The organism is Actinomadura craniellae (genome assembly GCF_003289645.1).
Lineage (GTDB): Bacteria > Actinomycetota > Actinomycetes > Streptosporangiales > Streptosporangiaceae > Actinomadura_D > Actinomadura_D craniellae.
The window spans coordinates 211883-225728 of the sequence record NZ_QLYX01000005.1 but is presented as its reverse complement, the minus strand read 5'-3'; the positions used below and the strand labels follow the sequence as shown (position 1 = coordinate 225728).

The following is a 13846-nucleotide window of genomic DNA, read 5'->3' as shown; positions in this document are numbered from 1 at the left end:
CGGAGGAGTGGTCCGTTGACGAGTCAGCCGACCGGAGCGGAGCAGGGGTCGACTGACCCGTCCCCGCAGGGGTCCGGGACACAGGGCCGGCCGGCCGGCGCGGAGCCGGTCGCCCCGCGCGGGCCCGGCCCGGCCGAGGGCGAAAAACATCCCCAGGCACCGTCCGGCGGGCGGGCGTCGAGCCTGCTGCGGTCGGGCGCGATGATGGCCGTCGGCACGCTCGCCTCCCGGATCACCGGCTTCCTGCGCAGCGTCATCCTGGTGGCCGCCCTCGGCACCGCCGCGCTGGGTGACGCGTACAACACCGCCAACACGATCCCGTTCATCGTCTACGACCTGCTGCTCGGCGGGATCCTGACCGCGGTGGTGGTGCCGCTGCTGGTCCGCGCCAGGGAGCGCGACCCGGTCTACGGCCGGCAGTACGAGCAGCGGCTGTTCACCCTGGCGCTGACCGGGCTCGCCGTGATGGCCGCCGTGGCCGCCCTGCTGGCCCCACTGCTGATCAACATCTACGGCAGCGACTTCCAGGGCGAGCAGCGCGATCTCGCGGTGCTCTTCGCGCGGCTGTTCGCCGTCCAGATCTTCTTCCTCGGGGTGAGCGCGTTCGCCGGGGCGATCCTCAACACCCGGCAGCGGTTCGTCGCGCCGATGTGGGCGCCGGTGCTCAACAACATCGTGATCTGCGTCACCGGCGTGACCTTCCTGCTGGTCACCACCGGGAAGGTCACCCCCGAGTCCATCACCGGCACCGAGGTGGCGCTGCTGGCCACCGGCACCATCGGCGGCATCGCCGTCCAGACCCTGGCGCTGTGGCCGTCGCTGCGCGGCTCCGGGTTCCGGTGGCGGCCCCGGTTCGACTTCCGCCGCGGCGAGCTGGGACAGATCGGCGGGATGGCGATCTGGACGCTGGCCTACGTCGTGATCACCCAGGCCGGCTTCGCGGTCACCACCAACCTGCTCAACGCCGTGGGCGTCCAGGGCCGGCTGGAAGGTGTCGGCAACGTCGGCTACACCCCCTACTTCAACGCCTACCAGCTCTTCCAGCTGCCGTACGCGATCATCGGCGTCACCGTGATCACCGCGCTGCTGCCCCGGATGAGCGAGCACGCCGCCGAGGGCAAGCGGTCGCTGGTCCGGGACGACTTCTCCGCCGGGCTGCGGCTGGCCACCGTCGTCATCCTGCCGGCCGCCGCGCTGATGTTCGTGCTCGCGCCGGACATCGCGACCGCGCTGTTCGCGCACGGCCAGACGACCCGTCCCGACGCGCTGGTGATCGGCGACGTGATGCGGATGTTCGCCATCGCGCTGGTGCCGTTCTCGGCGTACCAGCTCATGCTCCGGGTCTTCTACGCGCACAGCGACACCCGCACCCCCGCGCTGGTGGCGATCGTCACGGTGTCCACCAACGTCGCGCTCGCCCTGGTGCTGTACAACACGCTGCCGACCGAGCGGGTCGCGATGGGCATCGCCGGCGGCTTCGCGGTGGCCAACCTCACCGGCACGCTGGTCTGCTGGCTGATCCTGCGCCGCAAGCTGGAGGGTGTGGACGGGCGGCGCATCGTGGGCACCAACCTCAAGCTGGCGGTGGCGATCTGGCCGCTGATCGGGTTCGCCTACGCCGCCCACGCGGTCTCCGACGCCGCGATCGGCCCCGGTTTTCCCGCCTCGGTCGTCGCGCTGGTCGTCGGCAGCACGGGCGGTGGCCTGCTCTACCTGGTGTTCGCCCGGCTGCTGCGGGTCGCCGAGGTACAGACGTTGCTCTCCACGGTCACCTCCCGACTGCCCGGCAGAAGTTAAACTCTCCATTACCGGTTGAGGACGCGCAGCAATAAGTCCGACTATGTCTTGAGGCGACCCACTACCATGTTGGGGAACTACGCTTGCCGAGCGATACCCGCGGAACCGCGAAGAGGAGGGCCGGAGGCGTCTGCCCCGCCACTGAAATGGGACGCGACCACCTGCGCAGGACGATGCCGTGAGCACGTCCACCATCGAGCCCGGAACCCGCCTCGCCGGCCGCTACCGTCTTGAGACCCGGGTCAGCGAGGCAGGCGGTTCGACCCTCTGGAAGGCGATCGACGAGATCCTGGCCCGGGCCGTGGCCGTCCGGACCTTCGATCCGACCTTCGCCCGTGCCGGCCAGGTGGTCACCGCCGCCCGTGCCGCGAGCCGGCTCACCGACCCCCGGCTGACCCAGGTCTTCGACGCCGACGACAGCGGCGAGCTGGCGTACGTGGTCAGCGAGTGGGTCACCGGCGAGACCCTGGAGCAGATGCTGCTCGCCAAGGGTCCGCTGGAGCCCGGCCGGGCCGCGACCCTGCTCTACGAGGCCGCCGAGGCGGTCGCCGCTGCGCATGCCGCCGGCCTGGCGCATCTGCGGCTGACCCCCCGGGACCTGCTGTGGACCACCGGCGGCACCGTCAAGCTGCTGGGCATGGCGGTCGACGCGGTGCTCGCCGACGAGACCGCCGCCGACCCCGCGCTGGCCGACACCCAGGGGCTGGGCCGGCTGCTCTACGCCGCGCTCACCGCCCGCTGGCCCGGGGAGCAGCCGAGCTCGCTGCCGGACGCGCCCGCCGCCAACGGCGAGCTGTGGGGCCCCCGCCAGGTCAAGCCGGGCGTACCGCACCTGCTCGACTCGCTGGTCTGCCAGGCGCTGCACGTGCGCACCCAGCAGCCGATGCGCACCCCGGACGAGTTCGTCTCCGCCCTGGGCGGCGTGCCCCGGACCCCGCTGCCGTTGTTCGCCGGCCCCGCCACCGGCCCGCCGCCCGCCGTGGTGCACCGGCCCGTCCGCGAGCCGGCGACCGCCCTGCACACCCCGGCTCCCCCGCCGCCCACCCGGCCGCACCCGCACCCGCATTCACGGACGCGGCCGGCCTCACCCGCGCCGATCCCGGCCGGTGGGGCGCCCAAGTCCGTCAACCGCGCGCTGCTCGGCGTGGCCGCCGCGGCGGTCACCGTCATCGTCGGCCTCGCCGCCTGGTCGCTGACCAGGGGCGACTCCCCGCCGGCCGCGCAGGGCACCCCGACCCCGACGCCGACGGCCACCCGGCCGGCGGTCCAGGCCCTCGACGTCCAGTCCGTCCACGGCTTCGACCCGACCCCGCTGAAGAACCCCGACACCGCCTACCAGACGGGCACCCGCAACGTCATCGACGGCAAGGGGTCCACCGAGTGGCACACCCAGCACTACTTCGCGGCCAACTACGCCGGGCTGAAGCAGGGGCTCGGCCTGGTGCTCGACATGGGTCGTCCGGTGACGGTCGGCAAGGTCAAGGTCGTCATGCCCGGCGGCGTGCCCGGCACGGTCCGGCTGCACATCGGAGACAGCCCCGACCTGACGTCCCGCCAGGCGGCCCGGATGAACTCCGCCATCGGCACCTTCGAACTCGACACCGAGCAGGCCCGCGGCCGGTACGTGCTGGTCTACTTCAGCAAGCTGCCGCAGATCGAGGGCAAGTTCCGGGCCGTGGTCAAGGACGTGGTGGTCTACGGGGCGGGCTGACCCTCCCCACGGTGATCTGTGACGATCGTCGCCACTAGTCGGTATCGTGCCTGTCAGCAGACAGTCAGCCCCCTCCCCCCAGGAACGCGCGTGCCAACTCGATCAAGTACGGCCGGAGTGCGGACGGCGCGGATCGAGGCCGTCCTGCCGCCCAGCAGAGGACCGCTGCCATGGCGTTCGTGAGCGACGTGGTCCCCGACAAGGAACTGCTGGCCCGGCACACCCAGGGAGACCCGCACGCGTTCGGTGAGCTGGTGCAGCGGCACCGCGACCGGATGTGGGCGGTGGCGCTGCGCACCCTCGGCGACCCGGAGGAGGCCTCCGACGCCCTGCAGGACGCCTTCCTGTCCGCATTCCGTGCGGCCGCCCGGTTCCGCGGCGACGCGGCGGTCACCACCTGGCTGCACCGCATCGTGGTCAACGCCTGCCTGGACCGGCTGCGCCGCAAGGCGATCCGTCCCTTCGTGCCGATCGGCGACGACGCCACCTTCGACTCGGTCGCGCCCAAGATGGCCGACCCCACCGACGCGCACGGCGTCTCCCTCGACGTGATCGCGGCGCTTCAGATGCTCTCCCCCGAGCAGCGCTCGGCGCTGATCCTCGTGGACATGATGGGCTACGCCGTCGACGACGCGGCCCGCGTGCTGGAGGTTCCGCCCGGCACGATCAAGAGTCGCTGTGCCCGGGGCCGGGCCCGGCTCGTTCCCCTTCTCGGCCATCTCCGGAACCGGCGAGCCAACGGAATCGTCGGAGATACGGAGGAAGGAGGTGGCGAGTCCACGTGAACCCCGCACACCTGGATTACGACACCCTGGCCGAGCTTGCCGAAGGGCTGCTCGACCATGAGCATGCCGCCTCTGCCAACGAGCATCTCGACGACTGCGCCGAGTGCCGGGAGCGATCCGCCGAGCTTGCGGACGTCTCCCGAATCCTGGCGGAGGCTCCCGCACCCGACATGCCGGCCGATCTGGCGGCCCGGCTGGACGCCGCCATCATGGCCGAGGCGATGTCCTCGAGCACGGTGACGAGTCTCACGCACCGGCGCGCCGGCCGCCGTTGGCAGATCCTGTCGGTCGCCGCGGCATCCGTCGTGGCGATCGGCGGCGGCGTACTGATAGGCGGTGCGGTGCTCAAGGGGGCCGATTCCCCCGAGGGCACCGCGCAGGCCACCCCACCCCGGGTCGCCGACCCCACCGACCGCGGCGCGTCGGAAGGGGCCCTGTCGTCCCGTTCCGACCGCAGCGGTTATCCGGTCCTGCGGAGCGGCACCGACTACCGTTCCGGCACGCTCGCGGAACGGCTGCGCGCCGGGCTGGCGAGCCCGCCCCCACCGGGCGGCGGAGCGGCACCGGCCGAACTCGCCGGCTGCGTCTCCGCGGTCGCCGGGAACCGGCAGCCGTACCTGGTGGAGGTCGCCCGCTACGAGGGGGCTCCCGCCACGCTCGTCCTGCTGCCGGCCGGAGAGGGCCGGTTCGACGTGGTGGTGGCCGGCCCCGGCTGCGCCGCGGGCCGGCCCGACGTGGTGCAGCGCCTGCAGATCAGTCGCTGAGCTCGGCCAGGAAACCCAGCGCGATCGCCCAGGCCCGCTCGGCGGCCTCGGCGTCGTGGTCGGGCAGTTCCGGGTCGGTGAACAGGTGGCCGGCGCCGCGGTAGCGGTAGACCTCGGCCTCCGCACCGGCCCGGCGCATCCGCAGGTACCAGGCGTTCAGCCAGTCGTCGCTCTCGAACGGGTCCGGGTCGGCCACGTGCAGTTGCACCGGGATCTCGGTGGCCGCGTCGTCGGTCATGTCCGAGGTGCCGTGCATCAGCAGCAGCCCCCGGGCGCGCTCGTCGGCCAGCGCCAGGTTCTGGGCCAGCGCCCCGCCCATCGAGAAGCCCGCGTACACCAGGCCGTGTTCCGAGTGCGGTGCGGCGGCCGCCACGGCCCGTTTCAGCAACCCTTCGGTGCCGATCTCGTCCTTGATCGCCATGCCCGCCTTGACGGTGTCGACCACCCGGCCGTCGTACAGGTCCGGAACCTCCACCTCGTGCCCGGCCGCGCGCAGCCGGTCGGCCGCCTCGTGGACGGCGGGCCGCAGCCCGTAAGCCGAGTGCAGCAGCAGTATTCGCGCCATCTCCCCAGGGTATGACTGCCGGGAATCATCGGCCTCTAGGATCGGTTGACGCCACTGGCGATCCGTGTTCCCTCGCCGGAGCGCCACCCAGGTCACTGAACAGGAGAGGCACAGTGAGCGACGTCCGCAATGTGATCATCATCGGCTCCGGGCCGGCGGGCTACACGGCGGCGGTCTACGCCGCGCGCGGCGACCTGAAGCCCCTGGTGTTCGAAGGTTCGGTGAGCTGGGGCGGTGCCCTGATGAACACCACCGAGGTCGAGAACTTCCCCGGCTTCCCGGACGGGATCATGGGCCCGGAGCTGATGGAGAGCCTGCGCAAGCAGGCCGAGCGGTTCGGGGCGGAACTGGTCACCGACGACGTGACCGAGGTCGACCTCACCGCCGACCCCAAGGTCGTCAAGGTGGGCGACGAGGTCCACCTCGCCAGAAGCGTGATCATCGCGACCGGCTCCGGCTACCGCGAGCTGGGCCTGGAGAACGAGAAGCGGCTGTCCGGCCGCGGTGTCTCCTGGTGCGCCACCTGCGACGGGTTCTTCTTCAAGGGGAAGGACATCGTCGTGGTCGGCGGCGGCGACACCGCGATGGAGGAGGCCCTCTTCCTGACCAAGTTCGCCAGCTCGGTGACCGTCGTGCACCGGCGGGACGAGCTCCGCGCCAGCAAGATCATGCAGGACCGGGCGTTCGCCAACGAGAAGATCAAGTTCATCTGGGACAGCGAGGTCACCGAGATCCTGGGCGACGACCGGCTCACCGGCGTGCAGATCCGCAACCGCAAGACGGACGAGAAGACCACGCTGGAGGCCACCGGGCTGTTCATCGCGATCGGCCACGACCCGCGCAGCGAGCTGTTCGCCGGGCAGCTCGACACCGACGCGGACGGCTACCTCCTCGTCGAGGCACCCACCACCCGCACCAAGATCCCCGGAGTTTTCGCGTCCGGCGACGTGGTCGACCACGTCTACCGGCAGGCCATCACCGCGGCCGGCACCGGATGCGCCGCAGCGATCGACGCGGAGCGCTGGCTGCAGGACCAGGGCGCCGCGCAGCTGGTCCACGAAGAAAGGTGACGGCTCCACCAGCCGTCACGACAGTGAAGGAGACAGCATGAAGGCCGTGACCGACGCCGATTTCGCCGCCGAGGTACTCAAGAGAGACAAGCCCGTCGTGGTCGACTTCTGGGCCGAGTGGTGCGCGCCGTGCCGGATGGTGGCGCCGGTCCTGGAGGAGATCGCGAAGGAGCACGGCGACAAGATCGAGATCGTCAAGCTCAACATCGACGAGAACCCTGAGATCGCCCGCCAGTACGACATCATGCAGATCCCGACGATGAACGTCTACCAGGGCGGCGAAGTGGTCAAGCAGATCATGGGCGCCAAGCCCAAGGCCGCGATGCTCCGCGAGCTCGCCGACTTCATCTGAGCCTGACCCGCTCCGAACGGCCCCGCGCCCCGCGCGGGGCCGTTCGCCGTCTACGGAGGCGCTGAGAGGGGCTCAGATGGGACGGAGCGCGCCCTCTGGGGTCATGGAGCCCAGCAGGCGCTCCAGTGCGACCTCGACGTCCTCACGCCACGACAGGGCCGATTTGAGCTCCAGCCGCAGGCGAGGAAACCGGTGATGCGGCCGGACCGTTTTAAAGCCCACCGAGAGCAGGTAGTCGGCGGGCACCATGCAGGCCTTCTCCTCGCCCTGGAGGTCGCCGAACGCCTCGATGGCCCGCACCCCCCGGCGGGTGAGGTCCTTGGCCACGCCCTGGACGAGCATCCGGCCCAGGCCGCCGCCGGCGAACTCGGGCATGATGTGCGCGGTCATCAGCAGCACCGCGTCCGCGCTCACCGGACTAGTGGGGAACGCCACCGACCTCGGGACGTACAGCGGCGGGGCGTACAGCACGAAACCCGCCGGAACCCCGTCGACATAAACGATCTTTCCGCAGCTGCCCCATTCGAGCAGGGTGGAGGAGACCCACGCCTCCTTCTCCAGCTCCGGATCACCCGTCTCCAGGGCGCGATCGCGGTTGACCGGATCGAGCTCCCAGAAGACGCAGCGGCGGCACCGCGAAGGGAGATCTTCGAGATTGTCCAGCGTGACACTGACGAGACGACGCGACACCGGCCGGCACCCTTCTGGTACGGAGCGCCCTTCGTGGAATTCCCCGGCAACTCACCGGGGTCCTCGGGCATCGTATCGGACAGAGGGTCACTACCCAGTTCGGCCGCCCGACTCTCCGGGGGGCCTCAGCCAACTCGTACCGCACATGGCGTAGGTTGCAGGAACCGTCGGCCTCGGAGGGCCTCAGTGACAGAGCATTCGCGTACAGACGCCTACATCGACCGTTACGCCGCCCGTGCCCAAGGCATGGTGGCCTCCGAGATCCGCGCTCTGTTCGCGGTCGCCTCCCGTCCGGAAATCGTGTCGCTGGCCGGTGGAATGCCCTCCGTCTCGGCGCTGCCGCTCGACGTGGTGGGCGAAATGCTCGGTGAGCTGACCGCCCGGCGCGGCTCCGAGGCGCTGCAGTACGGGTCGGCGCAGGGCGATCCGGAACTACGCGAGCGGATCTGCGAGGTGATGGCGCTGGAGGGCGTCCGCGCCTCGGCCGACGACGTGGTGGTGACGGTCGGCTCCCAGCAGGGCCTCGACCTGCTGGCCCGGATCTTCGTCGACCCCGGGGATGTGGTGGTCGCCGAGGCGCCGTCGTACGTGGGGGCGCTCGGCACCTTCGCGGCCTACCAGGCCGAGGTGGCGCACGTGCCGCTGGACGACGCCGGGCTGATCCCCGCGGCGCTGCGCGAGACCCTGGGCCGGCTACGGCGCGAGGGGCGGCGGGTGAAGTTCCTCTACACGGTGCCGAACTTCCACAACCCTGCGGGCGTGACCCTGTCGGCTGCGCGGCGGGCCGAGGTCCTCGACATCTGCGCCGCCCACGACGTGCTCGTGGTCGAGGACAATCCCTACGGGCTGCTCGGCTTCGACGAGGCCCCGCTGCGGGCGCTGCGGGCCGACGACGCCGACCGGGTCATCTATCTCGGCTCCTTCTCCAAGACCTTCGCGCCCGGCTTCCGGATCGGCTGGGTGCTCGCCCCGCACGCGGTGCGCGCCAAGCTGGTGCTGGCCGCCGAGTCCGCGATGCTGAGCCATTCAAACCTCTCCCAGTTCGCGGTCCGCGAGTACCTCGCGACCCAGCCCTGGAAGCAGCAGATCAAGGCGTTCCGGGAGCTCTACCGGGAGCGGCGCGACACCATGCTCGACTCGCTGGCCGACCTGATGCCCGAAGGCTGCGCCTGGACGCGGCCGGCCGGCGGCTTCTACGTGTGGCTGACGCTGCCGGAAGGGCTCGACGCGAAGGCGATGGCGCCGCGTGCGATCGCCGCCCGGGTGGCGTACGTACCGGGCACCGGCTTCTATGCCGACGGCACCGGCCACCGCCATATGCGGCTGTCGTACTGCTACCCCGAGCCCGCCCGGATCCGCGAGGGCGTCCGCCGCCTGGCCGCCGTGGTGGAGCAGGAACTCTCCCTCCAGGCCACCTTCGGCTCGACGACTCCCACCGCCACGCACGGCGTCGACACCCCCGCTCCGAACACTCTCTGATCCCGCCCGTCCCGTCACCCGGCTCAGTGGCCGGGTGACGCCGAGCTCGGCGGGGCTGGGAGGATCCCCCCAGACAGGTACAAGCCGGAGAAGCCGGCGTGCCGTGCGGAGCGTTGACGGGCAGGGAGTCGTGTGACTGATCCGGGACATGTCGTCGTGCTGGCAGGGGGGCTCTCGTACGAGCGAGAGGTGTCCCTGCGCTCGGGGCGTCGAGTCATGGACGCGCTCCGCGCCATGGAAGTCGATGTGGAGATCCGGGACGCCGACGCCTCGCTGCTGGCAGCGCTGACCCACGATCCGCCGGATGTGGTCCTTCCCGTTCTGCACGGTGCCTCGGGTGAGGACGGGGCGATCCGGGACGTCCTCGAACTTCTCGACCTGCGCTACGTGGGGGCACGGCCGGACGCCTGCCGGGTCGCCTGGGACAAGCCCACCGCCAAGGCCGTCGTCCGGCGGGCGGGACTGCGCACTCCCCGATCGGTCGCTCTACCCAAGGAACTCTTCCACGACCTGGGGGCAACGGCCGTGCTCGACCGGGTCGTGGCTCAGTTGGGGCTGCCGCTCTTCGTGAAGCCCGCCCGGGGCGGCTCGGCGCTGGGCACGTCCGTGGTCCGGGAGGCTGCCGCGCTGCCGACCGCAATGATGGGCTGCTTCGCCTACGGCGACACCGCGCTGATTGAGCAATACGTCTCGGGTACCGAACTGGCCATCAGCGTGATCGAACGAGACGGTGTCCCCATCGCGCTTCCCGCTGTCGAGGTCATCCCCGGCGAGAGCGGGATCTACGACTACACCGCTCGCTACGACGCGGGCGACACCGAGTTCATCGCGCCGGCTCGCCTGCCGGCCAAAGCAGCGGAGCAAGCCGCCGACATGGCGTTCACCGCTCACCGTGCGCTTGGGCTGCGCGACATCTCCCGTACGGACCTCATCGTGGACGATGAAGGCCAGGCGCACTTCCTCGAAGTGAATGTGGCACCCGGCATGACGGAGACGAGCCTCTTCCCGCGAGCCCTGAGCGCTGCGCACCTCGACCTGGGGTCGGCCCTTCGTGACCTCATCGCTCGCCGCCGTTTCACGTGAAACCTGCGCGGCGCGATTCGTAGAAGTCGCTTCACGAGCCGCCGGTCCTAAGGCGTGTCTCGAAGAGAGGTCAACAGCCTCCTTACGGCATCGGCACCAACTGCGTCCGCACTCCTGAGGCGCCGAAGGGAGCACAGGCAGTACCGGCACCGCGGGAAGGCGGCTGGCCCCGCTTTGAGACAGGCCCTCGCGCTCGGCAGAGGTTGCAGCCGATCCCGCCCTGTGCCACTTCATCGCTCGCCGCCGTTTCACGTGAAACCAGCGTGGTTCGCTCCTCGGGAGTTGCTTTCCCGGATCACTAGTCCAGCGCCTGGCAGAGGTTGCATGGTTCCGCCCTTGGGCACGCTGGCCGTTCTCTCCAGATCGAAATGATCTACGAACGGATCGCGCCGGAACTCCCCTCAGGCACACGGCGAACCTGTGCGGGTCTGATGCCGGGTGGCCTCGTCAGGTAGGCCGCCCCCGGCGGATGCGGTCCGCTTGTCAGCGGAATGCCCTCCAGTTCGGTGCTGTTGCTTGGCACAGCGAGCGAGATGCTCTGCGATCTGACCATCCGGCGGATTCGAGCGCGTTCTGCTGGCGCCGGCCAACGTGCACATGGCAATGCGGTGCCGTTTGGGGCTTCCAGCGGTCGTAGCTGGCGGAAAAGCGGAGTGCCCCGCGGCCTGGCGGCTACGGGGCACTCGGAAGGTGTTCGGTCAGGGGGCGTCGGGAAGCGCGGTGAGGTCTTCGGGCGCCATGGTCTTGATGATGCGTTCGAGGTCCTCCAGCGAGGCGAACTCCACCACGATCTTGCCCTTGTTGCGGCCGAGGTCGACCCGGACCTTGGTCTCGTAGCGGTCGGAGAGCCGGTCGGCCAGATTCTTGAGCGCGGGGGCGACCGGGCGCTTCCGCCCCTGCCCGGTGGGCGCCTTCTTCGGGTCCACCTCGCGCAGTGCGATGAGTTCTTCAACCGCGCGCACCGACAACCCCTCGGCCACGATCCGACCGGCCAGATGCTCCTGTGCCTCGAAGTCATCGAGGGACAGCAGCGCTCGGGCGTGGCCCGCGCTGATGACGCCCGCAGCCAAGCGCCGCTGCACGGCGGGGGGCAGGTTCAGCAACCGGAGAGTGTTGGTGATGTGGGGCCGGGACCGGCCGATCCGCGTGGCGAGTTGCTCGTGGGTGGCACCGAAGTCATCCAGCAGTTGCTGGTAGGCGGCGGCCTCCTCCAGCGGGTTGAGCTGCTGCCGGTGCAGGTTCTCGATCAGCGCGTCCCGGAGCAGATCGTCATCCCCGGTCTCCCGGATGATGGCCGGGATGGTCTCCTGCTCCGCGCGCTTGGACGCCCGCCACCGGCGCTCGCCCATGATGAGCTCGTAATGTTCTGCCCCCACCCGGCGGACGACCACCGGCTGCAGCAGGCCGACGATTTTGATCGACTCGGCCAGTTCCTCCAGCGCGTCCTCGTCGAAGTGCTGCCGGGGCTGACGCGGGTTGGGCGTGATCGAGTCCAGCGGCAACTCGGCGAAATGCGCTCCCGCCACCGGCTCGATCTCCGGCCCGGCAAGCGTCCCGCCGTCCCCACCCATCGGCCCGGGCCTGCCGGCACCCGGCGGCGGCCCGGTGGGGATGAGCGCTCCCAGCCCCTTGCCGAGCCCACGTCTCTGCTGGCTCACGGCCCCTCCTCGTTCAGCGACCAACACCGCACTTCGTCCGGCCGCTCCATCGAACCACTCACACGCTCTGCTCGTCCGTCGGCATTCCAGCTGTGGACAACCTGCCGGACAGCGCCTCACCCGCAACCGAATTCACCCTCGGGACGACTCGGCCGTGCAAGCATCAGCGGTCACCACCGTACGGCCACTCCGGCAATGAGACGGCCCTCTTGTGCAAGTGGCGTGACGATCATCTCGTTGCCCGCCATCCCTTCCGGGCGGGGGCAGCGTGCCATGAGCGAGTCCCGCTCTCCGTTTCACGTGAAACAAGCCCATCGGGTGCCAAGAAAGTGGTGGCGGCCGGAGGGCTCTCAGCAGAGCCTCAACCTGCCGGCCCGCGTCCCAACCGTCCGGTGTCCCAACCGTCCGGCGCTCCGTCGGCGACGGTGCGGCGAGCGCGAGCGTGCGGCCAGTTGCGTCGCGCCGCCGCATGGGACAGACAGTCCCGACCTGCTGGCCCGGATTTTCATCGCCCCGGGCTCCCGGGCGCCCGCGATGACCGCTCTGGCTGAGTCGGGCTGCGCCCCGCCCGCTCGGCCCTGCGTGGGCGACGATGCGGAGAAGAACGGGCTGTGGTCGTGGGACAGCCCCCGACCGCTCTGCCAGCCTGCCGCAGCGACTCCCTGCGGTGCCGCCACCATTCCGGCCAGGGAGCGGGAATCCAGTCGTCGGTCTGGAGCCGCCGGTGCCGGCGGCACGCCGCCAGCGCATGGCCACTACTGGGCTGGAACCGACGTCGGACTCACCCGTGACACGTACCGGCCCGACGGCGGCGTAGCACAGCTACTCGGCTGCTCCTCGGTGGGCCATCTCCGAGGCGGCTTCGTTGTAGGCCAGCGCACCGCTGGACCCGGGGTCGTACGTCATGACCGACTGCCCGTAGCTAGGTGCCTCCGAGACCCGAACACTTCGGGGGATCACCGTGCTCAGCACGATCTCCCCGAAGTGGCTCCGCACCTCGTCCGCCACCTGGGCGGCGAGCCGGGTCCGGGCGTCGTACATGGTGAGCAGGATGGTGGAAACGTTCAGCCCGGGGTTCAGGTGCGACTTCACCAGATCCACCGTGTTCAGCAGCTGTCCCAGCCCCTCCAGCGCGTAGTACTCGCACTGGATCGGGATGAGCAGCTCGTTGCCACCGACCAGAGCATTGACGGTGAGGAGGCCGAGCGACGGCGGGCTGTCGATGAGCACGTAGTCAAAGCGGGACTTGTCGAAAGCGTCGAGCGCCCGGCGCAGCCGCAGTTCCCGGGCCACCTTGGAGACCAGTTCGATCTCGGCACCGGCCAGGTGCAGCGTGGCCGGAGCGACGTGCAGGTTGGGCAGTTCAGGCGCCGGGACCACGATGTCGGCGAGCGGCATGTCATCAATCAGTACGTCATAGATGGACGGAACGTCCGCATGGTGCTCCACGCCCAACGCGGTGGAGGCATTGCCTTGCGGGTCCAGGTCGATCACCAGAACCTGGGCGCCGTGCATCGCCAGCGAGGCCGCCAGGTTGACCGAGGTGGTGGTCTTGCCGACGCCGCCCTTCTGATTGGCGATCGTCATGACCCGGCACTCGGCGGGGCGCGGCCACTCCCTCTTACGGCTCGCACCGCCGCGGACCTTCAACCCCGTCATGGTCGCAGCCCCGGCCGACGTTGTTTCACGTGGAACAGCGGCCTTCTTCAACGCCTCGCGCACCAGTTCCGACTCCCCCTGAACAGATCCCTTGTGCGGGGCTGAAACCTTCGTGCCGCCGCCGTTCGTCGGCACGTATCCCGTCTCCGCAGGCCCGGATGATGTGTCGCCCCACGCCACATGTCCAGAAGAGGCCCCTGCGGACCGACCGCCCGTGGCGGTCGCGTCCGGCA

The 13846-nt window shown here is 70.3% G+C and carries 12 protein-coding genes; 8 read left to right on the top strand and 4 right to left on the bottom strand.

Going from position 1 to position 13846, the window contains the following annotated elements:
- The first annotated feature begins 15 nt into the window (after nucleotides 1–15).
- The 4 genes from murJ to DPM19_RS13290 all read left to right on the top strand — a co-directional run bounded on the left by murJ (nucleotide 16) and on the right by DPM19_RS13290 (nucleotide 5057).
- Nucleotides 16–1797: a murein biosynthesis integral membrane protein MurJ gene (murJ, locus tag DPM19_RS13305; RefSeq protein WP_233510120.1), complete on the top strand. Its 1782-nt coding sequence runs from the start codon at nucleotides 16–18 to the stop codon at nucleotides 1795–1797.
- A 178-nt stretch (nucleotides 1798–1975) separates the two neighbouring features.
- Nucleotides 1976–3508 carry a protein kinase family protein gene (locus tag DPM19_RS13300; RefSeq protein WP_111866927.1) on the top strand — a complete coding sequence of 511 codons (1533 nt, stop codon included), beginning with the start codon at nucleotides 1976–1978 and terminating at the stop codon, nucleotides 3506–3508.
- Nucleotides 3509–3678: 170 nt separating this feature from the next.
- Entirely contained in the window at nucleotides 3679–4293 is a 615-nt protein-coding gene (gene sigM, locus DPM19_RS13295; protein WP_111866924.1) for an RNA polymerase sigma factor SigM, read from the top strand.
- Nucleotides 4290–5057, top strand: a complete 768-nt coding sequence (locus DPM19_RS13290) for an anti-sigma factor family protein (protein WP_111866921.1) — start codon at nucleotides 4290–4292, stop codon at nucleotides 5055–5057. Before sigM ends, DPM19_RS13290 begins: the two co-directional genes overlap by 4 nt.
- Here DPM19_RS13290 and DPM19_RS13285 read toward each other — a convergent pair.
- A complete protein-coding gene (locus DPM19_RS13285) occupies nucleotides 5047–5622 on the bottom strand; it encodes a dienelactone hydrolase family protein (protein WP_111866919.1) in 576 nt (191 codons plus the stop codon). The genes DPM19_RS13290 and DPM19_RS13285 overlap by 11 nt on opposite strands.
- A 113-nt stretch (nucleotides 5623–5735) precedes the next feature.
- Between DPM19_RS13285 and trxB the strand changes: the two genes are divergently transcribed.
- Together trxB and trxA are read left to right on the top strand one after the other, a co-directional pair.
- Nucleotides 5736–6692 carry a thioredoxin-disulfide reductase gene (gene trxB / locus DPM19_RS13280; RefSeq protein WP_111866916.1) on the top strand — a complete coding sequence of 319 codons (957 nt, stop codon included), beginning with the start codon at nucleotides 5736–5738 and terminating at the stop codon, nucleotides 6690–6692.
- Nucleotides 6693–6729: 37 nt separating this feature from the next.
- Nucleotides 6730–7044 (top strand): thioredoxin, encoded by a 315-nt coding sequence (gene trxA / locus DPM19_RS13275; protein WP_111866914.1) that lies wholly within the window; start codon nucleotides 6730–6732, stop codon nucleotides 7042–7044.
- 72 nt (nucleotides 7045–7116) lie between these two features.
- Here trxA and DPM19_RS13270 read toward each other — a convergent pair whose 3' ends face one another.
- Nucleotides 7117–7734, bottom strand: a complete 618-nt coding sequence (locus DPM19_RS13270; protein ID WP_111866912.1) for a GNAT family N-acetyltransferase — start codon at nucleotides 7732–7734, stop codon at nucleotides 7117–7119.
- Between the two features lie 246 nt (nucleotides 7735–7980).
- On the opposite strand from DPM19_RS13270, the gene DPM19_RS13265 reads away from it, so the two are divergent.
- Together DPM19_RS13265 and DPM19_RS13260 are read left to right on the top strand one after the other, a co-directional pair.
- Complete coding sequence (locus DPM19_RS13265; RefSeq protein ID WP_111866909.1) at nucleotides 7981–9213, top strand: aminotransferase-like domain-containing protein; 1233 nt, start codon at nucleotides 7981–7983, stop codon at nucleotides 9211–9213.
- Between the two features lie 132 nt (nucleotides 9214–9345).
- Nucleotides 9346–10296: a D-alanine--D-alanine ligase family protein gene (locus DPM19_RS13260; RefSeq protein WP_111866906.1), complete on the top strand. Its 951-nt coding sequence runs from the start codon at nucleotides 9346–9348 to the stop codon at nucleotides 10294–10296.
- A 698-nt stretch (nucleotides 10297–10994) separates the two neighbouring features.
- Here the strand turns inward: DPM19_RS13260 and DPM19_RS13255 are convergent.
- Both DPM19_RS13255 and DPM19_RS13250 read right to left on the bottom strand, forming a co-directional pair.
- The gene (locus DPM19_RS13255) at nucleotides 10995–11954 is read right to left on the bottom strand and encodes a ParB/RepB/Spo0J family partition protein (RefSeq protein ID WP_111866904.1); all 960 of its coding nucleotides are present in this window, start codon (nucleotides 11952–11954) and stop codon (nucleotides 10995–10997) included.
- A gap of 822 nt (nucleotides 11955–12776) precedes the next feature.
- On the bottom strand, nucleotides 12777–13613 hold the full coding sequence (locus tag DPM19_RS13250) for a ParA family protein (protein WP_146778870.1): 837 nt from the start codon (nucleotides 13611–13613) through the stop codon (nucleotides 12777–12779).
- Between the last annotated feature and the right edge of the window lie 233 nt (nucleotides 13614–13846).